Here is a 20909-nt window from a genome sequence, read left to right as displayed (position 1 = left end):
ACGGCATCAAAGAGGCAAGGTATTGCCTTTGGTGGCGAGGGAGCTTGCTCCCGCTGGGCTGCGAAGCGGCCCCAACGTCGTAAGCTCACGACATGGGGATGATAGGGAAAATTTGGGGCCGCTTCGCGACCCAGCGGGAGCAAGCTCCCTCGCCACAGGGAATCATGTGGCTCCAGAGTCCAAACTGGAGCCCAAAAAATGCCCCGCACTTGGCGGGGCATTTTTTATTGCGACTAACGACGCTTACAGGCCGTCCAGCATCGCCTTGTTCCGCACAGCGCCCTTGTCGGCGCTGGTGGCGAGCAGGGCGTAGGCCTTGAGCGCCGTGGTGACTTTGCGCGGACGCACTTCCACTGGCTTCCAGCCTTTCTTATCCTGTTCGGCGCGACGTCCGGCCAATTCTTCGTCGCTGACCAACAGGTTGATCGAGCGGTTCGGAATGTCGATCAGCACCTTGTCGCCGTCCCGCACCAGGCCGATGGCACCGCCAGCAGCAGCCTCCGGCGAAGCGTGGCCAATGGACAGGCCCGAAGTACCGCCGGAGAAACGACCATCGGTCAGCAAGGCGCAGGCTTTGCCCAGGCCCTTGGACTTCAGGTAGGAGGTGGGGTAGAGCATTTCCTGCATGCCCGGACCGCCTTTCGGGCCTTCATAGCGGATGATCACGATATCGCCGGCCTTCACTTCGTCGGCGAGGATCCCGCGCACCGCGCTGTCCTGGCTTTCGAAAATCTTGGCGTTGCCTTCGAACACATGGATCGACTCATCGACGCCGGCGGTTTTCACCACGCAGCCGTCCAGGGCGATGTTGCCGTAGAGCACGGCCAGGCCGCCTTCTTGAGAGTACGCGTGCTCGACACTGCGGATACAGCCGTTTTCACGATCGTCGTCCAGGGTTTCCCAACGGGTCGACTGGCTGAATGCGGTTTGCGTCGGAATGCCCGCCGGGCCGGCCTTGAAGAAGTGATGCACGGCTTCGTCAGTGGTCTGGGTGATGTCCCACTTGGCGATGCCCTCGGCCATGGTCTTGCTGTGCACGGTCGGCAGGTCGGTGTGCAGCAAGCCACCACGGGCCAGGGAGCCGAGGATGCTGAAGATCCCGCCAGCGCGGTGCACATCTTCCATGTGGTACTTCTGGATGTTCGGCGCGACCTTGCACAGTTGCGGCACGTGACGGGACAGGCGGTCGATGTCGCGCAGGTCGAAATCGATTTCGGCTTCCTGGGCGGCGGCCAGCAAATGCAGGATGGTGTTGGTGGAACCGCCCATGGCGATGTCCAGGGTCATGGCGTTTTCGAATGCCTTGAAGTTGGCAATGTTGCGCGGCAACACCGACTCGTCGTTCTCGCCATAGTAGCGTTTGCACAGTTCGACGATGGTCCGGCCGGCCTGCAGGAACAGCTGTTCGCGGTCGCTGTGGGTGGCCAGGGTGGAACCGTTGCCTGGCAGGGCCAGGCCCAAGGCTTCGGTGAGGCAGTTCATCGAGTTGGCGGTGAACATGCCGGAGCACGAACCGCAGGTCGGGCAGGCGCTACGCTCGTACTCGGCGACTTTCTCGTCAGAAGCGCTGGAGTCGGCGGCAATCACCATGGCATCCACCAGGTCGAGACCGTGGCTGGCAAGCTTGGTCTTGCCCGCTTCCATTGGACCGCCGGAAACGAAGATCACCGGGATGTTCAGGCGCAGGGCGGCCATGAGCATGCCAGGGGTGATCTTGTCGCAGTTGGAAATGCACACGATGGCGTCGGCACAGTGGGCATTGACCATGTATTCGACGGAGTCGGCGATGATCTCGCGGCTCGGCAGCGAATAGAGCATGCCGTCATGGCCCATGGCGATGCCGTCGTCCACGGCGATGGTGTTGAACTCTTTGGCAACGCCGCCAGCGCGTTCGATTTCCCGGGCAACCAGTTGACCCAGGTCCTTGAGGTGCACGTGGCCGGGTACAAACTGGGTGAAGGAGTTGGCAATGGCGATGATCGGCTTCTTGAAGTCGTCATCCTTCATCCCCGTGGCGCGCCACAATGCGCGGGCGCCGGCCATGTTGCGGCCATGGGTGGAAGTTTTCGAGCGGTAATCAGGCATGGAGCACTCCGGGCGGCTAATCAGATATCAAAGGGGAAGTGAGCTTCTGTTGACGTTCTGGAACACCGGGGATTGGCCGAGTGTCCGGAAGTGGCCGATGACTTTGCAGGATCACTGCGCGCCTCAGCATGAGCTCATAAACCCGCCGGGGATGAATGGCGATGAATGTCGCGATTCTACACCGCTGGCGCCAGGATGAAATGACGCAAAGCGCTGATCGGACGCCAATGTCGTGCTTGGGATGACGACTGGCAGCGCTCAGCCTGCCAACAGCCCCCTGTGACGATGCCGGACCAGGGTATTGAGCAGCAGCCCGAGGAGGCTGAGCAACATCAGGCTCAGCGCCAGTGTGATCTGCATATCCAGCGGGGTAAGGCTGATCGCGGCACTGGTCAGCCCGCCGACGATGAAGATCAGCACGCTGCCGGCCGAGGCGGACGTACCGGCTTGCCCCGGGAATCTATTCATTGCCAGGGTATGGGCCGCTGCCCGGGCAATGGTTGTTCCGGCGGTGCATACGATCATGGGCAGCAGCAGGGTAGTGACCGACAAGCCCAGTTGGCTGGAGAGCCCGAGCATCAAGACGCCCGCTACCAGGATCAGGCCCAGGCCTGTGATGATTTGCGTCTGAGGGTCGATTCGAGTGCTCAGCACGGTCGCTACCGCTCCGCCGCCGATATAGGCCAGTCCGTAGCCCAACAATGCCCACGAAAAGGCCTCGGGCGAGAGCTGCAACTGATCGATGAGCACCAGCGGCGAAATGACGATAAACGAGAAATGGCAGGAAAAGGCCAGTGCCGACGTCAACCAATAGGCCATGAAGCTGAAGTCACCGCAGACCTTTCGATAAGACGCAATGAAGTCCAGGCGCTTGCGTGGGCGGCCCGCCGGGGACGGTTTGAGTAACAGGCTGGCGCCGACAAACACGCCGACCGCCAGGGCCACGAACACCAGGAAACTGCCACGCCAGCCCATCCAGCTTTGTAGCCCGGTGCCGGCCAGGGGCGATACGGAAATGAAAATGCCACCGCAGGTGACCAGGAAAATACGCAATCGCTGCTGCTCCCTGCCTGTGAACAGGTCCTGGATCAACGCCTGGGACAGTACGAAACAACCGCACCCCAAGGCCTGGACGACACGGAAAAACAAAAAGGACCAGTAACCATCGGCGAGCACGCAACCTGTTGCCCCAACGGCTGAGACGCTGATCCCGATCAGCAGCAGGTTCTTTCGCCCCATGGCATCGGAGAGTGGACCGATCAGCAGCTGCGAAAGAGCGATGCCCACTGCGAACAGGCTGACAGACAGGGCGATGTCAGACGACGGCCTCTGAAAGTGCTCGGACAACGCTGGGAACGAGGGCAGCACCACATCGATTGGGAACACGCCGAGCAAGGTCAGGGTCAGCAACAGCCCGACGGTGGCGGGTTTGCGGGTGCCTGGAAGGTCCTGGGTGTCAGCCATCGATAAACCCCGCCTGAAAGAAAAGCTGCCGGTTGTGTTCGTTGTCGAAAAAGCCCGCCTTTTTCATGGCCGCGAAGGTCGAGGTCGCCCCTGAGCGCACCCGTCGGGCATGGGCACCTGGTTGCAGGAGGTCGGCGATGATCTGCTGGGATGACGGCTCGTTGAAGCCGACGCTGGCGAGGCTGCCCAGCAGCCAGGGCGCGTCAGGTTCGAAATAAAGGCCGATGATCTCCAGCAGCATGCTTGCAGCCAGGTCGCGTTGTGTCGGGGTCAGGGCGGACCACAGGTACTGGAACACCTCACTGAAGTAGCGACTGTGGCGTGCCTCGTCCTCGAGATGACTCCTGAGCATCCTGTACACCGTGGAAACCAACCCTTCGCGGGTGATGGCCAGCAGCTCTTTGGCGATGATCGTTTCGGAGACGAACCCCAGCAGGAACCACGCCAGGGGCCGATCCGTGGGGCTCGTGACGTCGATGACAGCCAATAGCCGGTCGATACGCCTGGGGGGCGGACGATCGCGGATGTCATACAGGGCGACGATCTGTTCGGCCACTTCATTGGAAAACAGTGCGTGGTAGCCCTCGTCGGTATAGAGCTGCAGGGCAGCGGTTTTCATCTGCCCGGGGATCGACACGGTGAGTTCGCCATGAACAAGGGTTTCCACGGCACGATTGACGACCCGGTGTTCGAGCAAGGTGGTGTAGTCGAGGAAATACACCAGGTGATTGGCCGCCAGGCGCTGGGCAATGGAACGTCCTGCCCTGTCGATCAGCGGATGTTCGATATAGGGAATGAAGGCGGGGGGGAACCAGTCCCGAATCGACAGTTGCTGCTCCAGGTCATCGGGCAACCGGTAGTCGTTTTTCCCCACCCGTACCGTGGCCTTGTTATTCCAGTCGCCCAGGGTGTAACGAGGCACCTGGGTAGAGCTAGAACCGGTCATGAGACAGTGTCCTGGCCATTGACCAGGGCCATCAGCTCGTTGCAATGCACCTGTCCGTCGCCATGCCCGCAGCCGACAAAAAACAACGGTTGCTCCGGGGCTCCCTCAAGGCCAAGCAGATGTTCCACCTGACGGTCGGCCAGCGCCCCGGTCAACCAGGTATTGAGGCCCAGTGCAGTCGCAACCATCAGGAAGACCTGGGACACGTGACCCGTTTCGACAAATGCCATCCGGTAGGCGCGGGAGTGCTCGTACTTCCACCACAGTTTGTCGAAGCGTGAAGTGATGAACAGCCCGAATGGCAGAGGATTAATGAAGTGCTGACCGCATAACAATTGGCCCAGGGGGACATCCGGTAAGGGTCGGATCAGGCTCAAGGCGTGCTCGTCCGGGTGATAGGTGTACACCCCCGGTGCCAGCCCTGTGACGTTGCGCACGTAAAGATAGCCCTCGCAGGCATTCAGGCCGCCGCCCGAGGGGCTGCTGCGGCGTGCGTTCAGCGTATCGGGTGGGCTGGCCTGAACGCACGAGCGTTCGTTCAGGTAACCCAGGGTCAGGTACAGGAGGGTGCTGACCTGCTCGATTGAAATGGCGTGTTCGCTGAATGAGCGAGATGTGCTCCGATTGACCAGCGTCTGCGCCAGCGAAACGTGCTGTAGATCCACCAGCGGACACGAAGCAAGGGCAATCCGGTCGATCGGGCAGGGCTTCGTCCTGGCGGCGGGCGTCGGTGACGCAAGTACTTCATTGCAATGTTGCAGATACAGCGTCGCCCATTCATTCACATCTTGGGGAACACTTTCGCAGGGAATGTTCTTTGTGCCGATATGAAATATTTTCGACAGTTCATCCCATCTCCAGTTAATCGAATTCCTGGGCTCGGCAATCAGTATGTCGGCGTTGACGAACTCAATATCTATGGGGTTGCAGGTGTCGAATTGTGAAGGGTCGCTGATAAGTTGCGCCAATCGTATCGAATGATTAAGTTCGAGTTCGAATTGAGTGTGGCGCTCATAGTTCCATACAATTTGGTGCGGCGGTCGCGCAAGCATGAAAAGGCACGGGTTTATATGCATGAAAATTGATTCCGCTGGGACGAAGAGTCTCGATGGAGCGGGGCGCCGGCACTCCCCGGCTCCATCTTTTACTTACTTAGCGGCTTTTTGGAACAATCAGGCCTGCCAGGTTTGCGATTTTATTAGCTTCCAGATTGATTGCTTTCATCGTACAGCTCCTTTGTTTGAGATGAGTGTTGTGTTTTTTAATAGTTGTCACTTGCGCAGTGACAGTCCAATCATAGTTTGTGATGAGTGCTTGGCAAGTGGCTGTTGAGTAGGAAAGCTCCAGTAATTATGTGGGAGAGTTCATACAAGATGTATAGGTGCGGGTATTTACTTTGGTGCTCGGTAACTTTTCATACGCGCAAAAAAATTCGCAGCCAAGGCTGCGAATCAGGCATCGAGCGGATAATACGGCGCGGGGCCCGGCAGCCATGGCTGCGGCCCCGTCCCGAGACTCAGCTGTTGGGCAACAACCGGCAGGTAATGCTCTTGATGTAGCGGGTTTCGGCAATGGCCGGGTGCACCGGATGGTCCGGCCCTTGGCCGCCGCGTTCGAGCAACTGAATGTTGCGGTCCAGGTGGCGGGCACTGGTCAGGAGGATGTTTTGCAGGTCGTCTTCGGGCAGGTGCATCGAGCACGAAGCGCTGACCAGGATGCCGTCCTTGCTGAGCAGGCGCATGGCCTGTTCATTGAGACGGCGATAGGCGCCTTCACCGTTTTTCAGGTCTTTCTTGCGTTTGATGAAGGCCGGCGGGTCGGCCACGATCACGTCGAAACGCTCTTCGCTGGCCTTGAGTTCCTTCAGGGCTTCGAACACGTCGCCTTCGATGCAGGTCAGTTTCTCGGCGAAGCCATTGAGCGCCGCATTGCGCTCGACACCGTCGAGGGCGAAGGCCGAGGCGTCGACACAGAATACTTCACTGGCACCGAACGCCGCCGCTTGCACGCCCCAGCCGCCGATGTAGCTGAACAGGTCCAGGACGCGCTTGCCCTTGGCGTACGGCGCCAGGCGTGCGCGGTTCATGCGGTGATCGTAGAACCAGCCGGTTTTCTGACCTTCCATGACCGGCGCTTCGAATTTCACGCCGTTCTCTTCCAATGCGACCCATTCCGGCACGAGGCCGAACACGGTTTCGACGTAGCGGTTCAGGCCTTCGGCGTCACGGGCGGCGGAGTCGTTCTTGAACAGAATACCGCTGGGCTTGAGCACTTGGGTGAGGGCGGCGATCACGTCTTCTTTATGGGCTTCCATGGTGGCGGAAGCGATCTGCACCACCAGAATGTCGCCGAAACGGTCGACCACCAGGCCCGGCAGCAAGTCGGAATCACCGTAGACCAGGCGATAGAACGGCTTGTCGAACAGCCGTTCGCGCAACGACAAGGCCACGTTGAGGCGATGCACCAGCAAGGATTTATCCAGCGGCAGCTTCACGTCACGGGACAGCAGGCGGGCGCAGATCAGGTTGTTGGGGCTCATCGCAACGATGCCCAGCGGCTTGCCACCGGCGGCCTCGAGGATGGCCTGGTCGCCGGCCTTGAAACCGTGCAGCGGGGTGGCGGCTACGTCGATTTCGTTACTGTAGACCCACAGGTGGCCGGCGCGCAGGCGACGGTCGGCGTTGGCTTTGAGGCGCAGGCTAGGCAGGGACATGACGTCGCTCCGGAAAAAAGAGCGGGAGTATACCGTGTTGCGGCGATTGGCGTGGTTGAAGGACGATCGGTGGCCCAGCGGTGTATCGGATCCATCTTTAAGGGTTAGAATCCCCGCCTGACCCAGAGTGTGTACTCATGTCCAAAGAACTTTCCGCCGAACAGATCCAACAGTCCCTGCAAGGCATCAGTGTGCCGCCCCAGCCGCAGATCATGGTGGATCTGCAGATGGAGCAGTACATGCCCGACCCGGACCTGGAGACCATCGCCAAGTTGATCTCCCAGGACCCAGGCCTCTCGGGGGCCTTGCTCAAGATCGTCAACTCGCCGTATTACGGCCTGCGCAACAAGATCACTTCGATCCAGCGTGCGGTGAACCTGCTGGGCAGCCGCTCGATCATCAACCTGATCAATGCGCAGTCGATCAAGGGCGAGCTGCACGATGACGCCATCGTCACCCTGAACCGCTTCTGGGATACCGCCCAGGACGTGGCGATGACCTGCCTGACCCTGGCCAAGCGTGTTGGCCTGGAGAATGGCGACGAAGCCTACGCATTGGGGTTGTTCCACGATTGCGGCGTGCCGTTGATGCTCAAGCAGTTCCCCAACTACATGAGCGTGCTGGAGGAGGCCTACGCCAATGCCAGCGCCGAGTGCCGGGTGGTGGACACCGAGAACCGTGTGTTCAACACCAATCATGCGGTGGTCGGTTACTACACCTCAAAATCCTGGCGCCTGCCGGATCACGTCAGCCAGGCCATCGCCAACCACCACAATGCCCTGGCGGTTTTCAGCGACGACTCTTCACGCAACAACAGCCAGCTGAAAAACCTGCTGGCGATCCTGAAGATGTCCGAGAACATCTGTGCGTCCCACCGGGTGCTGGGCAATCAGGCCGAAGACCATGAGTGGGATTGCGTCGGGGCGCTGGTGCTCGATTACATCGGTTTGTCGGAATACGACTTCCAGACCCAGAAACAGGAAATCCGCGACCTTGCTACTCGCTAAGCGCTGAAAATAAGCGCCGAGCCTTCGCCTGACTCGAGAGCCCTATGCCAGAACTGCCGGAAGTCGAAACCACCCGCCGCGGAATCGCGCCCCACCTTGAAGGCCAGCGGGTCAGTCGCGTGGTGGTACGTGACCGCCGCCTGCGCTGGCCGATTCCGGAAGACCTCGATGTGCGGCTTTCGGGGCAACGCATTGTGCTGGTGGAGCGACGGGCCAAGTACCTGCTGATCAATGCCGAAGTTGGCACCTTGATCAGCCATTTGGGCATGTCCGGCAACCTGCGGTTGGTGGAAGTCGGCATGCCCGCCGCCAAGCACGAGCACGTGGACATCGAGCTGGAATCCGGCCTGGCCTTGCGCTACACCGACCCGCGGCGCTTTGGGGCGATGCTCTGGAGCCTCGACCCGCTCAACCATGAACTGCTGATCCGCCTCGGGCCGGAACCGTTGACCGATCTGTTCGACGGCGAACGTCTGTTCCAGCTCTCGCGTGGCCGCTCCATGGCGGTCAAGCCTTTCATCATGGACAACGCGGTGGTGGTGGGCGTGGGCAACATTTATGCGACCGAGGCGCTGTTCGCCGCCGGCATCGACCCGCGTCGGGCGGCCGGAGGTATTTCCCGGGCGCGTTACCTGAAGCTGGCGATCGAGATCAAACGCATCCTCGCCCACGCCATCGAGCGCGGCGGTACCACGCTGCGTGATTTCATCGGTGGCGATGGCCAGCCCGGCTACTTCCAGCAGGAATTGTTCGTCTACGGTCGGGGCGGTGAGCTGTGTAAGGTTTGTGGCACGGGGCTGCGGGAAATCCGCCTGGGCCAGCGCGCCAGTGTCTGGTGTCCGCGCTGTCAGAGCTGATCCGTCTATAGTCAGTAGTCATTACTGCTTAGCCGAAGGATCGCCCCATGAATCTGCTTCGACCTGTTGTTCTTGCGCTGCTGCTGAGTGTCGGTTTGCCTGCCTTGGCGAACGAAGGCAGCGGCGACCCGCGCTACACCATCCAGAATCCGCCCGCCTTCGCCATGATCGGCGATCTGCTGATCGCCCGCCCGCTGTTACTGGCCGCCACGGTGATCGGCGCCGGGGCGTTTGTGGTGTCGTTGCCCTTTACCGCGCTGGGCGGCGGGGTTGGCGATGCGGGGAAGGCATTGGTGGTGGACCCGGCGAAGGCCACGTTTGTGCGGTGCCTGGGGTGTATTGGGGAGGGGTTTGAGCAGCAGGAGTGAGGTTGGCAGTTGGATCTTGGTGCTGCTGATGGCCCCTTCGCGAGCAAGCCCGCTCCCACCAGGGATTTGCTTAAGACACAAATGCTGTGGACATAGCCGATCTCTTTGGGAGCGGGCTCGCTCGCGAAGAGGCCCGCACAAGCGCTACAGAGTCTTCTGGCTCAAGCCTTGCCAGTAATCTTGCGATATTTCGCCATCAACTGCTCTTCCGTTTCCGGATGAGCTTCGTCGAGCGGGATGCAATCCACCGGGCAGACCTGCTGGCACTGGGGTTCGTCGTAGTGGCCGACGCATTGGGTGCACAGGTTCGGGTCGATGACGTAGATCTCTTCGCCTTGGGAAATGGCTTCGTTCGGGCACTCGGGTTCGCAGACGTCGCAATTGATGCAGTCGTCGGTGATGATCAGGGACATGCAGGCTCCAGCCGGGGCATTGGGCCCGGGCATCTGAAAACGTATGGGCGCAATTGTGCCGCATTGGCGAGCGCAGTGCACGCGGGCGCGATGGACTGCGTTGTGTCGGGCTGCGAAGCGGATCGCAGCCAGCGGGTTATTTCTTGAAGCGCAGGGTCAGCGCATCGGCCACGGCCGGGTGGACGAACTTGGTGATATCACCGCCCAGGGCCGCGATTTCCCGCACCAGGGTCGAAGAAATAAAGGAATAGCGCTCCGATGGCGTCAGGAAAAGGCTCTCGACGTCCGGTGCCAACTGGCGGTTCATGTTGGCCAGCTGGAACTCGTACTCGAAGTCCGAGACCGCCCGCAGGCCGCGCAGGAACACATTGGCGTTCTTTTCCTTGGCGAAGTGCGCCAACAGCGTCGAGAAGCCGACCACCTCCACATTGGGCAGGTGTTTGGTGACCTCGCGAGCCAGATCCACACGTTGTTCCAGCGGGAACAGCGGGTTTTTCTTCGGGCTGGCGGCGACGGCAATGATCACATGGTCGAACAGGCGCGCGGCGCGTTCGACCAGATCGCCATGGCCCTTGGTAATAGGGTCGAAGGTACCTGGGTACAACACTCGGTTCATCGCGTCGTCCTGGCGGGTGTCCGTTGGGGAGTCGGATGGTATCGCAGCCTTCTCGGTCGGCCAAGTCGGCTGTTGGGTAAGAAAGCACTATAGACGCTGCGAATAATCCACATATTCATGATTTTTTCAGGCGTTCGGCCAGGGAAGTCGCCAGTTGAGCGGTTAGCCCGTACACCGATAATTGTGGATTGGCGCCGATGCTGGTGGGGAATAACGAGCCGTCATGGATCGAAAGATTGTTCAGTTGATGATGACGGCCGAGGCTGTCGGTGACGGCGGTTTTCGGATCTTCTCCCATGGCACAGCCACCCATCACGTGGGCGCTGCCCAGGCGCGTGCGGTACAAGGCGAGGTCCAGGCCGTCGATCAGCGAGCGCGCTTCGGCCAAGGTCTTCACGTAGCGGGCATCGCTGTGCATTGGCATGACCGCCCGGGCGCCGCCGGCGAACTGAATCTCGGCCATGCTGTGGAATGCCCGGCGCAAACCGTTCCAGGCGTAGGGCGATACCGCGTAGTCGAGCACGGGCGTGCCGTCGCTGCGCAACTCGACGCGGCCGCCGGGGCTGTCCGGATGAAAACCGTCGCGCAACAACGCCAGCATGGCGTGGGTGTGGGGCAGTTGCGCCATGTGCAGGGCGTTCTCGCTGCCAAACCCGCCTAATAGCGTGGCGGCGAGGGCCGGATGCAAGGGCGGGACCTCCAGCTTGTAGGACATCTGGCCAGCGGTACCGTCCTGCCATTGAAAGTGATCCGAATAAATCGACTGCGGCGCGCCGTAGAACGGGTTGATGACCTCGTCGAATTGCCCGGCGGACATGTTCACCAGATGCAGGAAAGTCCGCTTGCCCAGGCGTTCATACGGGTCCGGCGCGTCGGAGCGCAGCAGCAGGGCCGGGCTGTTGATGCCACCACCGGCCAGTACGTAGTGTCGCGCCTTGACCGTGATGCGACGCCCGGTCGGCGCTACGCAGCGCTCATCCATGGCCAGGCACTCAAGCCCGGTAATCGTATCGTTCTTGAGGGTCAGGCGCTCGGCCCGCGCCAGGTAAAGCAGCGCCCCACCCTTGTCCAGGGTGGCCGGGATGGTGGTGACCAGCATCGACTGCTTGGCGTTGGTCGGGCAGCCCATGCCGCAATAGCCCAGGTTCCAGCAGCCGCGCACATTGCGCGGGATCACGTGCCAGCTGTAGCCCAGTTTTTCACAGCCTTTGCGGATCACGTCGTTGTTGGCATTGGGTGGAATCAGCCAGGGCGCCACCCCCAGGCGTTGTTCCATCTGTTCAAACCAAGGCGCCATTTCAGCGGGGCTGTGGCCCTTGACGTTGTGCTCGGCCGCCCAGTGGTCGAGGGTCTGGTCGGGCGTACGGAAGCTGGAGGTCCAATTGATCAGCGTCGTGCCACCGACCGCCCGGCCCTGGAGAATGGTGATGGCGCCGTCCTTGCTCATGCGCCCGAGGCCTTCCTGGTAGAGGCTGGTGTAGGCCTGGTCCTCGAGCAACTTGAAGTCATGGCTGGTCTTGAGTGGTCCTTCCTCGATCAACAGCACGTTGTAGCCGGCAGCACTGAGGATTTCGGCCGTGGTGCCACCACCCGCGCCGCTGCCGATAATCGCCACGTCCGCTTCCAGCGTCAGGTCCTGGGTCAGTTGCGCGCCGTTGTAGGTGGTCCAGCCACGGGCCAGGCCTTCGCGGAAGGGATCGGGTACGGGCATGTTAGGGGTCTCTTATTATTTAGAGTTTGCGAGGCCCCTGTGGGAGCGAGCTTGCTCGCGATGGCGTCGCATCAGCCGCAACTGCATTGACTGACACACCGCCATCGCGAGCAAGCTCGCTCCCACAGGATTTCACTTGGTTTTCAAATCTTGGGCGGTCCCGGATACCCGCAATGCGCCCAGGCCTCGGCCCGGCTGTACCACGCCATCATCACCATTTGCAGCAACGAGCTGTGGCCTTGTCGCAGCAAATTCAGCGAGCTGTTTTCCCATCGATCGAGGAACTGGCGGATGTCATCGGCGCTGGCGTTTTCCCACGAGCCCCAGATCCCGGTCAGCGGCCCGCGAGTCACACCCAGCGTGAGCACGTCGAACAGTTGGCGCGTGAGCTTGAGCATGGTCGGGGACAGATGAGCCAGGCCGCTGTCGAGGCTTTGCAGGGTGGCTTCAGTGGCGGCGGGAATCTGTTCAATGGCCACGGCGCCGTCCAGCAGCACCGGGATGACGGCACGCAAGAACGGCAGATCGCCGTCACGCAGGGCCGCCAGACCGCTGGCCGGCTGGCTCGGCGAGCAACCGCTCAGGCTGGCTCCCAACCCGACGGTGGCCAGGAACACGCTGGCGCCGAAGCTGAATTTCAGCAGGCCGCGCCGTGACAGGGCGGGTGTAGCGGTGAGGCTTGGGTTCATTATTGTGATTACCCGGACAGACGCGCGTTAGCGGACAAACAGCTTCTGGATCAGTTTCTGCAGAGGTTTGCCGTAAGGCGGATAAATCAGCCTTGCGGCATTGAAGCGCTGTTTGGTCAGCACGCCTTTGGCTTTGCTGAACGTCAGGAAACCTTCGTGCCCGTGGTAGTGCCCCATTCCCGAGGCACCAATGCCGCCGAACGGTAAGTCGTCCTGGGCCACGTGCAACAACGTGTCGTTCAGGCAGACGCCGCCGGAATGGGTTTCGTTGAGTACACGGTTCTGTTCGGCCTTGTTGTAGCCAAAGTAGTACAGCGCCAGCGGACGAGGTCGCTGACTGATGTAGGCAAATGCCTGGTCCAGGCTCTCATAAGGCACGATGGGCAGCAGCGGGCCGAAGATTTCGTCCTGCATGACGGTCATGTCATCGCTGACGTTGAGCAACAGGCTGTGGGCCATGCGCCGCCCCTGGCCTTGGTCGAACAGTTCAATCAGCAGCGCCCCCTTGGCGGTGGCGTCGCTGATGTAGCCGTTGAGCCGCGCCAGCTGTCGTTCGTTGATGATTGCGGTGTAGTCCGGGTTATCAGCCAAGGTCGGATAAAACCCGCGAACCGCCTGGCGATACGCTTCAACGAATTCACCGACACGGTTCTGCGGGACCAGCACGTAGTCCGGTGCGACACAGGTTTGTCCGGCATTCATGGTTTTGCCGAAGGCAATGCGCTCGGCGGCGTCCTTGAGCGGCACATCGACAGAGACGATGGCTGGGGATTTTCCACCGAGTTCGAGGGTGACCGGGGTCAGGTTTTCGGCGGCGGCACGCATCACGTGCTTGCCAATGCTGGTGGCACCGGTGAACAACAGGTGATCGAACGGGAGTTTGGAAAACGCCATGCCGACCTCGGCCTCACCGAGTACCACGCCTACCAGGTCCTGGGGAAAGATCCGGGCCAGCAATTGCTTGAGCAGCAAGCCGGTCGCAGGGGTCGATTCGCTGAGCTTGAGCATCACCCGGTTACCTGCCGACAACGCCCCCACCAACGGGCCAATGGCCAAAAACAATGGGTAGTTCCAGGGCACGATGACCCCGACCACGCCCAGCGGCTGATACATCACTTTGGCCGATGCCGGCTGGAACGCCATGCCCACCTTGCGTCGGGCGGGTTTCATCCAGCCCTTGAGGTGCCGGCTGGCGTAATGGATGCCGTGCAGGCTCGGCATCAACTCGGCCAACAGTGTTTCGTCGGCGCTGCGGTGACTGAAATCCTGGCTGATGGCGTCGATCAACGCTTGTCGCTCGTTGCTCAACAGCTCCTGCAATGCCTTGAGCCATTGCCGGCGTTGTTCTGCCGGTGGCATCGGATGGGCGGCGTAGGCTTGGCGCTGGGCGTCGAAGAGCGACCGCAGTGCGCCCAGTTGCTGTTGAGACTCGTGCAGGTAAGCAACGTCGGCAGGCATTGTCGGGCACCGGATATTATTAGAATGGATGTTTTCTAGAGCTTGTACTCTAGAAAGTCAATGGCATCCGCAACGGCTTTGGGTTTTTCCTATCACCGATAGGTCGTAAGATGCCATTCAATGCCTTCGTCGAATTAAAGCCCAAACCATGGTCCCACGAATGAAAACCAGCGAGCGCATCGTGCAAAACAGCCTCGAACTGTTCAATCAGCAGGGCGAGCGCAGTGTCAGCACCAATCACATTGCCGCCCACATGGACATGTCCCCAGGCAACCTCTACTACCACTTTCCCAACAAGCAGGCGATCATCGCCGTGCTGTTCAGCGAATACGAAAACCTGGTGGACAGTTTCCTGCGTCCGCCCCAGGGTCGCGCATCCACAGTGGACGACAAGCGTTTCTACCTGCAGGAACTGCTGTCGGCGATGTGGCGCTACCGGTTCTTGCACCGGGACCTGGAGCATCTGCTCGACAGCGACCCAGACCTCGCGGCCCGCTATCGTCGGTTTTCCCAGCGCTGCCTGATCCACGGTACGGCGATCTACGAGGGCTTCGTGGCGGCCGGTATCCTGAAGATGGACCGGGTGCAGATCGAATCCCTGACCCTCAACGCCTGGATCATCCTCACGTCCTGGGTGCGATTTCTGTGCACGACGCGAGAAAACTCCAGCCATCTGAGCGAACAGGCCATCAAGCGTGGCGTCTACCAGGTGCTGGTGCTGGAGGCCGGCTTCGTGACCGATCAGGCCCGCGAAGCGGTGGATGCATTGTTCAAAGAGTATTACGTCCCCCTGGCCCGGACCTTGGAAGAAGGGCTGTAGGCATCGGACCCTCGACTTAACCACAGGAGCTCAGCATGCCCATCGCGCAACTCATCAGCCCTCAAGCCCTCGAGCAGCAAAGGTCACGGCCCGGACTGGTGATCCTCGATTGTCGTTTTGCCCTGGAAGACCCCGATTACGGTCAGCGCAGCTACGCCGAGGGCCATATCGCCGGGGCGTCGTTCGCCGACCTCGAACGAGATTTGAGCGGGCCGGTGACCAAGGGCGTGACCGGACGCCATCCGCTTCCGGAGCCCGAGGCATTGATAGAGCGCCTGCAAGCCTGGGGCATCAGCAACGACAGCGACATCGTGCTGTATGACGACGGCCCCGGGGCCTATGCCGCCCGAGCCTGGTGGTTGCTGGCCTGGCTGGGGAAACGCGATGGCGTGTTCATCCTCGACGGCGGGCTCAAGGCCTGGCATGCCGCCGGCCTGCCGCTTAGTCTCGATCCGCCGCTGGGCCGTCGCGGCACCTTCAGTGGTTCGCCGGACGCGGCCTTGGTACTCAATGCACAAGCGCTGCAACAGCGGCTCGGCCAGCCGGACATGACTCTGCTGGATGCCCGGGCGTTGCCGCGCTTCAAGGGCGAGGTTGAACCGATCGATCCCGTGGCTGGACATATTCCTGGTGCCCAATGCGCAGCGTTCACCGACAACCTGGGCGCAGACGGGCGTTTCTTGTCGGCGGATCAGCTCAAGCAACGTTTCGCCGAAAAACTGCGGGGGCGTTCGCCGACTGAGCTGGTGGCCTATTGCGGCTCTGGCGTGACGGCGTGCCATAACCTGTTTGCCTTATGCCTGGCCGGCTATCCGTTGGGAAGGTTGTACGCGGGCTCATGGAGTGAGTGGATCACCGATCCGCAGCGGGGCGTGGCGAAGGGCGAATGATGTGATTGGCAAGGGAGCTTTTGTGGCGAGGGAGCTTGCTCCCGCTTGAGTGCGCAGCACTCACCTGAGGAGGGGCTGCTTCGCAGCCCAGCGGGAGCAAGCTCCCTCGCCACAAAAAACCAAGCAAGGCTCATTCCCGGCGCAGATGGGCCAACCATGTAGGTATCCGCCGCTCCAGGTAATACCCCGGGCGCCGCAAGGTCCCGTCGACAAAACCCACATGCCCGCCCTGGGCGTGCAGCTCGAGTTGGGTCGAGGCGGACAGCTCGCCGGGTTCGGGCAAGCTGTGGGGGAACACAAAAGGATCATCGGCAGCCTGGATGACCAGGGTCGGTGTCTTGATCCCACCCATGAAATAACGACTGGAGGCGCGGCGATAATAATCCGCCGCATCCGAGAACCCGTGCAACGGCGCCGTAATCCGGCCGTCGAAGTCCCAGAAGGTGCGCATGTTTTCCAGTGGGCCTAGCGCCGTCAGGGTCGCCAGCCCTTCGTGGCGTCCGTCGTGCTGGAACTGGTGTTGCTTGTTGCGCACGTAGGCCACCAGTTGACGCATGAAATGCGCCTGGTAGAACTTGGAAAATCCCTGGCCGATGCGATCAGCGCACTGGTCGAGGCGGAACGGTACCGAGACCGCCACCGCGCCCTGCAGCTGGCTGTCGCCGCCGGTTTCCCCCAGGTGCTTGAGCAGCACATTGCCGCCCAGTGAATAACCCACCGCAAACAGCGGCGCCAAGGGCCGTCGGGCGCGAAGATGGGTGATCGTGGCGGCCAGGTCTTCGCTGACGCCGGAGTGATAGCTGCGGGGCAACAGGTTTGGCTCGCCCGAACAGCCGCGCCAATTCAGCGCGACACTGGCCCAACCCTGGCCGCCGAGGGCTTGTTGCAGGCCGGCGACGTAAGGCGAGTTGGAAGAGCCCGTCAGCCCGTGCAGCACCAGCACCAGTGGCGCATTGGCGCTGTGGGGCCCATGCCAGTCGAGGTCGAGGAAGTCGCCGTCATCGAGCCAGAGGCGCTCGCGTTCGCGATCGACGTGGGTGGTCTTGCGCCATAGTGGACCCCACAAGGTTTGCAAGTGCGGATTGCCAAGGCCCAGGGCGGGGACGAAACGTTCAGATGCAGCGGACATCATTATTATTATTCTCGATGCACTGGCCAGCCGTTCAACTAACGGTCTCTGCCATACGTTGCCACAACGCGTAATACACCCGTCCAGACCTCTGCTCGCGATGCAGGCGCCAATTGCCCGGCAAGCCCAGGGTGGACGGGGCGGTCTCGCTTTCAGTGTAGACCCAGGCATCCTCGGCCAGCCAATGCCGTTCCTCGAGCAAGGCACAGACTGCAGGCAGCAGATTCTGGTTGAACGGTGGGTCCAGGAACACCAGGTCGAAGGGGGTCGCCGGTTGTCCATCCAGGTAGCGCAGCGCGTCGGCGGTCTGCACCTGGCCGACGGTGCAGCGCAGGGTCCCCAGGTGTTCTTTCAGGCTGGAGACCGCCAGGCTGCTGGCGTCCAATGCCTGGCCCATCGCCGCGCCGCGGGACAGCGCTTCGAGAAACAGCGCACCGCTGCCAGCGAACGGGTCGAGCACCCGGGCGCCTGCTACGTAAGGCGCGAGCCAGTTGAACAGGGTTTCGCGGACCCGGTCCGGGGTCGGTCGAAGGCCGGGGGCGTCCGGGAAGCTCAGGCGGCGGCTGCGCCATTCGCCGCCGATGATGCGCAATTGATTCACTCCGTTGTGAACGGGTTTTTTGCTGGAATTCGATGGGCGGGCCATTAGTGCTCCGGAACCCCGAGCGGTTGCTCGGCAGGTTTTTCAGTAGGGGCCGGTAGTGGCTTTTGTGGCACGGTCGGGCCGGCAGTGACGATGATCATTTTGTCGGTGCTCAGGTGTTTGTTCAGCGCGACCCTGACCTGTTCGACCGTCAGTGCCTGGGACTGGCGCATGAAGTCTTCCAGGTAGCTCAGCGGCAAGTCATAGAAGCCCATCGCGCCGAGTTGGCCGACAATATCGGCGTTGCTGGCGGTGGACAGTGGGAAACTGCCGGCCAGCTCGCGCTTGGCGTCATCGAGTTCTTTCTGGGTGGGGCCGTTCTTGAGGTAGTCGGCAAACACCTCCTGCACCAATTTCAACGTGCCTTCGCTCATCTCGGCTCGGGTTTGCAGGTTGATCATGAACGGGCCGCGGCCTTGCATCGGCGTGAAGCCGGAATACACGCCATAGGTCAGGCCGCGCTTTTCCCGCACCTCGGTCATAAGGCGCGTGCCGAAACCACTGCCGCCGAGAATCTGGTTGCCCAGGGACACTGCTGCATAGTCCGGATCGTCCCGGTCGATGCCCAGTTGCGCGAGCATCAGGTTGGTCTGCTTGGACGGAAACTCGATATGCGTCACGCTCGCCTTAGGTTCCACCGGCGGTGGAGTGTTCGCCAGGGCCGGGCCCTTGGGCAGCGCGGCGGACACCTGGTTGGCCATCGCTTCGGCCTCGGCGCGGGACAAGTCGCCCACCAGGGCAATCACCGTGTTGCTGGCGGTATAGGCCTTGGCATGGAAAGCCTGGGCCTGAGCCAGTGTGATCGGTGGAATGCTTTCTGCGGTGCCGTCACTGGAGTGGGCATAAGGGTGATCGCCGTACAGGCGTTTCATCAGTTCCAGGCCCGCCAATTTGCCGGGATTTTGTTTCTGGTATTCGAAACCGGCGAGCATCTGGTTCTTGATGCGGGCGAAGGAGTCGGCGGGGAAGGTCGGTTTACCGACAACTTCGGCGAACAACTTCAGTGCTGGCTCACGCTTGTCCACCGCGCTGAGGCTGCGCAGCGATGCCACGGCCATGTCTCGGTAGGCGCCGTTGCCGAAGTCCGCGCCGAGGCTTTCGAAACCCTGGGCGATGGCGCCGACGTCTTTGCCGGCCACACCTTCGTTGAGCATGGCATTGGTCAGCAGGGCGAGGCCGGGAGCGTCGCCGTCCTGGCTGCTGCCAGCGGCAAAGGTCAGGCGCAGGTCGAACATCGGCAGCTCCCGGGCTTCGACGAACAACACCTTGGCGCCATCAGTGGTTGTCCAGGTCTGCACGTCGAGCTGGCGGTGGCTGGGAGCTTTACCGTCCAGTTCCGCCAGTGATTGCAGCTTGTTGCCAGACTTGGCGTTATCCAGGGCCTGGCTCGCGGTGACGCCAGTGGTGGGGGACAGATAGAAGGCCAGGGCGCCGATCAGGGCGATAGACACCAGGCCGATCAGCACCAGGCGCGATGATTTGCGCTCACTCATGAGCTTTCTCCTCGGGCAGGACGTGCGCAACGCTCAGGCGCGAGCGGGTGAAATACAGCTGGGCTGCCTTCTGGATATCTTGCGGGGTCACGCTTTGCAGTTCGGCGAGCTCGGTGTCCATCAGCTTCCAGGACAAACCGACGGTTTCCAACTGGCCGATGGCGGTGGCCTGGCTGGTGATTGAATCGCGCTCGTACACCAGGCCGGCAATGACCTGGGCGCGCACGCGTTCCAGTTCTTCAGCAGTCGGGGCGGTGGTTTTCAACTGATCGAGCAGCCGCCACAGACCGGCTTCGGCCTGGGCGAGGGTTTTGTTTTTCTGCGTGTTGGGCGTTGCCGACAAAGTGAACAGTGTATCGCCACGGGTGTAGGCGTCGTAGCTCGACGATCCGCCGGACACCAGCTCTTCGCCGCGCTCCAGCTGGGTCGGGATCCGGCCGCTGTAGCCACCGTCCAGCAGGGCCGAGATCAGCCGCAGGGCGTTGACCGACGTTTTGTCCGTGGCGGTCGCGATGCTCGGCACATTAAAGGCCAGCATCAGGCTTGGCAGTTGGGTCTGCACATGCAGGGTGATCTGGCGCTCGCCGGGTTCGGCCAGCTCCAGGGGGATTTTCGCCACCGGCACGTCGCGCCGGGCAATCGGGCCGAAGTAACGCTGGGCCAGGGTCTTGACCTCGTCCGGCGTCACGTCGCCGACCACCACCAGGGTTGCGTTGTTCGGGGTGTACCAGGATTCGTACCAGTGGCGCAGTTCCTCGACGGTCATCCGGTCCAGGTCGGCCATCCAGCCGATGGTTGGCGTGTGATAACCGCTGGCGGGGTACGCCATGGCCTTGAAGCGCTCGAAGGCCTTGGACATCGGCTTATCGTCGGTGCGCATGCGGCGCTCTTCCTTGATGACCTCGATCTCGCGGCTGAATTCCTCCGGCGGCAGGCGCAGGCTGGCCATGCGGTCGGCTTCCAGTTCGAAGGCCACGCCCAGGCGATCCCGGGCCAGCACCTGGTAATAAGCGGTGAAGTCATCGCTGGTGAAGGCGTTTTCTTCGGCGCCCAGGTCCCGCAGGATCAGCGACGCTTCGCCAGGGCCGACTTTCTCGCTGCCCTTGAACATCATGTGTTCCAGGGCGTGTGACAAACCGGTCTGGCCGGGGGTTTCATAACTGGAACCAACCTTGTACCAGACCTGGGACACCACCACTGGCGCACGATGGTCTTCGCGCACCACGACCTTCAGGCCGTTGTCGAGGGTAAATTCGTGGGTGGGTTGTGGATCGGCAGCCAGGACTGAAAAGGGCAGGCAGACTGTGCTGAGCAGCAGGCCTGCAGCACGGCGGGCAAGAGCATTCATTCGTGTTTAAACCTGTTGGGCTGCCCGCTAGGTCTTAGCGTCGGCGGGCGAGAGGGTGCTAGGATAACGGTCCGTTTTACTGGCGGCCACGCCTATCGGGCCTTTTATCGGCCCGGGCTGTTTGGGTTCCCCGGAGAAACCCTGGGTTTGTTGGTTGATCCCTGCGTTTTCGCCGATGATGCCGTGCCAGTCCTTCGAAAACATCGACGATGAGGTGTCCTTGGGACATTTCGACAATCTGTTGCGCGTGAACAAGCTG

Annotated in this window: 19 protein-coding genes; 5 read left to right on the top strand and 14 right to left on the bottom strand. The window is 61.4% G+C overall.

All coding sequences use genetic code 11. From position 1 onward, the window contains the following. Nucleotides 1–243: 243 nt before the first annotated feature. From ilvD to CD58_RS27070, 5 genes are all read right to left on the bottom strand, one after another. Entirely contained in the window at nucleotides 244–2085 is a 1842-nt protein-coding gene (gene ilvD, locus CD58_RS27090; RefSeq protein ID WP_025216001.1) for a dihydroxy-acid dehydratase, read from the bottom strand. A gap of 258 nt (nucleotides 2086–2343) precedes the next feature. After that, on the bottom strand, nucleotides 2344–3549 hold the full coding sequence (locus CD58_RS27085; RefSeq protein ID WP_025216000.1) for an MFS transporter: 1206 nt from the start codon (nucleotides 3547–3549) through the stop codon (nucleotides 2344–2346). Beyond that, nucleotides 3542–4495, bottom strand: a complete 954-nt coding sequence (locus tag CD58_RS27080; protein ID WP_025215999.1) for a diiron oxygenase — start codon at nucleotides 4493–4495, stop codon at nucleotides 3542–3544. The genes CD58_RS27085 and CD58_RS27080 overlap by 8 nt, the downstream gene beginning before the upstream one ends. After that, nucleotides 4492–5571 (bottom strand): SagB/ThcOx family dehydrogenase, encoded by a 1080-nt coding sequence (locus CD58_RS27075; protein WP_025215998.1) that lies wholly within the window; start codon nucleotides 5569–5571, stop codon nucleotides 4492–4494. The genes CD58_RS27080 and CD58_RS27075 overlap by 4 nt, the downstream gene beginning before the upstream one ends. 440 nt (nucleotides 5572–6011) lie before the next feature. Beyond that, entirely contained in the window at nucleotides 6012–7208 is a 1197-nt protein-coding gene (locus tag CD58_RS27070) for a class I SAM-dependent rRNA methyltransferase (protein WP_025215997.1), read from the bottom strand. A 191-nt stretch (nucleotides 7209–7399) separates the two neighbouring features. Here CD58_RS27070 and CD58_RS27065 point away from each other — a divergent pair, with 191 nt between their 5' ends. From CD58_RS27065 to CD58_RS27055, 3 genes are read left to right on the top strand one after another with little or no spacing between them, the layout of a single operon-like run. After that, nucleotides 7400–8215: an HDOD domain-containing protein gene (locus CD58_RS27065; protein WP_162178178.1), complete on the top strand. Its 816-nt coding sequence runs from the start codon at nucleotides 7400–7402 to the stop codon at nucleotides 8213–8215. 44 nt (nucleotides 8216–8259) lie between these two features. After that, nucleotides 8260–9072, top strand: a complete 813-nt coding sequence (gene mutM / locus CD58_RS27060) for a bifunctional DNA-formamidopyrimidine glycosylase/DNA-(apurinic or apyrimidinic site) lyase (RefSeq protein WP_025215995.1) — start codon at nucleotides 8260–8262, stop codon at nucleotides 9070–9072. Between the two features lie 47 nt (nucleotides 9073–9119). Further along, on the top strand, nucleotides 9120–9440 hold the full coding sequence (locus CD58_RS27055; RefSeq protein WP_025215994.1) for a hypothetical protein: 321 nt from the start codon (nucleotides 9120–9122) through the stop codon (nucleotides 9438–9440). 161 nt (nucleotides 9441–9601) lie between these two features. Here CD58_RS27055 and CD58_RS27050 read toward each other — a convergent pair whose 3' ends face one another. From CD58_RS27050 to CD58_RS27030, 5 genes are all read right to left on the bottom strand, one after another. After that, a complete protein-coding gene (locus CD58_RS27050; RefSeq protein WP_003206534.1) occupies nucleotides 9602–9853 on the bottom strand; it encodes a YfhL family 4Fe-4S dicluster ferredoxin in 252 nt (83 codons plus the stop codon). A gap of 136 nt (nucleotides 9854–9989) precedes the next feature. Beyond that, entirely contained in the window at nucleotides 9990–10469 is a 480-nt protein-coding gene (gene coaD / locus CD58_RS27045) for a pantetheine-phosphate adenylyltransferase (protein WP_025215993.1), read from the bottom strand. 115 nt (nucleotides 10470–10584) lie between these two features. Continuing rightward, a complete protein-coding gene (locus CD58_RS27040; protein WP_025215992.1) occupies nucleotides 10585–12180 on the bottom strand; it encodes a GMC family oxidoreductase in 1596 nt (531 codons plus the stop codon). A gap of 143 nt (nucleotides 12181–12323) precedes the next feature. Continuing rightward, nucleotides 12324–12869: a hypothetical protein gene (locus CD58_RS27035; RefSeq protein WP_025215991.1), complete on the bottom strand. Its 546-nt coding sequence runs from the start codon at nucleotides 12867–12869 to the stop codon at nucleotides 12324–12326. A gap of 27 nt (nucleotides 12870–12896) precedes the next feature. Next, nucleotides 12897–14327, bottom strand: coding sequence for a coniferyl aldehyde dehydrogenase (locus CD58_RS27030; protein WP_025215990.1), 1431 nt, complete (start codon nucleotides 14325–14327; stop codon nucleotides 12897–12899). A gap of 148 nt (nucleotides 14328–14475) precedes the next feature. Here CD58_RS27030 and CD58_RS27025 point away from each other — a divergent pair, with 148 nt between their 5' ends. Both CD58_RS27025 and CD58_RS27020 read left to right on the top strand, forming a co-directional pair. Then, complete coding sequence (locus CD58_RS27025) at nucleotides 14476–15147, top strand: TetR/AcrR family transcriptional regulator (RefSeq protein WP_025215989.1); 672 nt, start codon at nucleotides 14476–14478, stop codon at nucleotides 15145–15147. A 35-nt stretch (nucleotides 15148–15182) separates the two neighbouring features. After that, nucleotides 15183–16037 carry a sulfurtransferase gene (locus CD58_RS27020; RefSeq protein WP_025215988.1) on the top strand — a complete coding sequence of 285 codons (855 nt, stop codon included), beginning with the start codon at nucleotides 15183–15185 and terminating at the stop codon, nucleotides 16035–16037. A gap of 130 nt (nucleotides 16038–16167) precedes the next feature. Here the strand turns inward: CD58_RS27020 and CD58_RS27015 are convergent, their stop codons facing one another. Genes CD58_RS27015 through CD58_RS27000 form a run of 4 tightly spaced genes read right to left on the bottom strand, consistent with a single transcriptional unit; the run spans nucleotide 16168 to nucleotide 20650 of the window. Next, entirely contained in the window at nucleotides 16168–17166 is a 999-nt protein-coding gene (locus tag CD58_RS27015; RefSeq protein ID WP_025215987.1) for a hydrolase, read from the bottom strand. Between the two features lie 34 nt (nucleotides 17167–17200). Beyond that, on the bottom strand, nucleotides 17201–17812 hold the full coding sequence (rsmD, locus tag CD58_RS27010; RefSeq protein WP_025215986.1) for a 16S rRNA (guanine(966)-N(2))-methyltransferase RsmD: 612 nt from the start codon (nucleotides 17810–17812) through the stop codon (nucleotides 17201–17203). Next, nucleotides 17812–19302, bottom strand: a complete 1491-nt coding sequence (locus tag CD58_RS27005; RefSeq protein WP_025215985.1) for a M16 family metallopeptidase — start codon at nucleotides 19300–19302, stop codon at nucleotides 17812–17814. Before CD58_RS27005 ends, rsmD begins: the two co-directional genes overlap by 1 nt. Further along, complete coding sequence (locus tag CD58_RS27000) at nucleotides 19295–20650, bottom strand: M16 family metallopeptidase (RefSeq protein WP_025215984.1); 1356 nt, start codon at nucleotides 20648–20650, stop codon at nucleotides 19295–19297. The genes CD58_RS27005 and CD58_RS27000 overlap by 8 nt, the downstream gene beginning before the upstream one ends. Nucleotides 20651–20909: the final 259 nt, after the last annotated feature.

The sequence above is a fragment of the Pseudomonas brassicacearum genome, from assembly GCF_000585995.1.
Lineage (GTDB): Bacteria > Pseudomonadota > Gammaproteobacteria > Pseudomonadales > Pseudomonadaceae > Aquipseudomonas > Aquipseudomonas brassicacearum_A.
The sequence above is the reverse complement of the archived record's forward strand: the minus strand, read 5'-3'. Positions and strand labels throughout refer to the sequence as shown.

Excerpts from the sequence above, each read along its gene's own strand:
- ilvD (WP_025216001.1), bottom strand. The coding sequence starts at position 2,085 with ATGCCTGATTACCGCTCGAAAACTTCCACCCATGGCCGCAACATGGCC.
- CD58_RS27085 (WP_025216000.1), bottom strand. The coding sequence starts at position 3,549 with ATGGCTGACACCCAGGACCTTCCAGGCACCCGCAAACCCGCCACCGTC.
- CD58_RS27080 (WP_025215999.1), bottom strand. The coding sequence starts at position 4,495 with ATGACCGGTTCTAGCTCTACCCAGGTGCCTCGTTACACCCTGGGCGAC.
- CD58_RS27075 (WP_025215998.1), bottom strand. The coding sequence starts at position 5,571 with ATGCATATAAACCCGTGCCTTTTCATGCTTGCGCGACCGCCGCACCAA.
- CD58_RS27070 (WP_025215997.1), bottom strand. The coding sequence starts at position 7,208 with ATGTCCCTGCCTAGCCTGCGCCTCAAAGCCAACGCCGACCGTCGCCTG.
- mutM (WP_025215995.1), top strand. The coding sequence starts at position 8,260 with ATGCCAGAACTGCCGGAAGTCGAAACCACCCGCCGCGGAATCGCGCCC.
- CD58_RS27055 (WP_025215994.1), top strand. The coding sequence starts at position 9,120 with ATGAATCTGCTTCGACCTGTTGTTCTTGCGCTGCTGCTGAGTGTCGGT.
- CD58_RS27050 (WP_003206534.1), bottom strand. The coding sequence starts at position 9,853 with ATGTCCCTGATCATCACCGACGACTGCATCAATTGCGACGTCTGCGAA.
- coaD (WP_025215993.1), bottom strand. The coding sequence starts at position 10,469 with ATGAACCGAGTGTTGTACCCAGGTACCTTCGACCCTATTACCAAGGGC.
- CD58_RS27040 (WP_025215992.1), bottom strand. The coding sequence starts at position 12,180 with ATGCCCGTACCCGATCCCTTCCGCGAAGGCCTGGCCCGTGGCTGGACC.
- CD58_RS27035 (WP_025215991.1), bottom strand. The coding sequence starts at position 12,869 with ATGAACCCAAGCCTCACCGCTACACCCGCCCTGTCACGGCGCGGCCTG.
- CD58_RS27030 (WP_025215990.1), bottom strand. The coding sequence starts at position 14,327 with ATGCCTGCCGACGTTGCTTACCTGCACGAGTCTCAACAGCAACTGGGC.
- CD58_RS27025 (WP_025215989.1), top strand. The coding sequence starts at position 14,476 with ATGGTCCCACGAATGAAAACCAGCGAGCGCATCGTGCAAAACAGCCTC.
- CD58_RS27020 (WP_025215988.1), top strand. The coding sequence starts at position 15,183 with ATGCCCATCGCGCAACTCATCAGCCCTCAAGCCCTCGAGCAGCAAAGG.
- CD58_RS27015 (WP_025215987.1), bottom strand. The coding sequence starts at position 17,166 with ATGTCCGCTGCATCTGAACGTTTCGTCCCCGCCCTGGGCCTTGGCAAT.
- rsmD (WP_025215986.1), bottom strand. The coding sequence starts at position 17,812 with ATGGCCCGCCCATCGAATTCCAGCAAAAAACCCGTTCACAACGGAGTG.
- CD58_RS27005 (WP_025215985.1), bottom strand. The coding sequence starts at position 19,302 with ATGAGTGAGCGCAAATCATCGCGCCTGGTGCTGATCGGCCTGGTGTCT.
- CD58_RS27000 (WP_025215984.1), bottom strand. The coding sequence starts at position 20,650 with ATGAATGCTCTTGCCCGCCGTGCTGCAGGCCTGCTGCTCAGCACAGTC.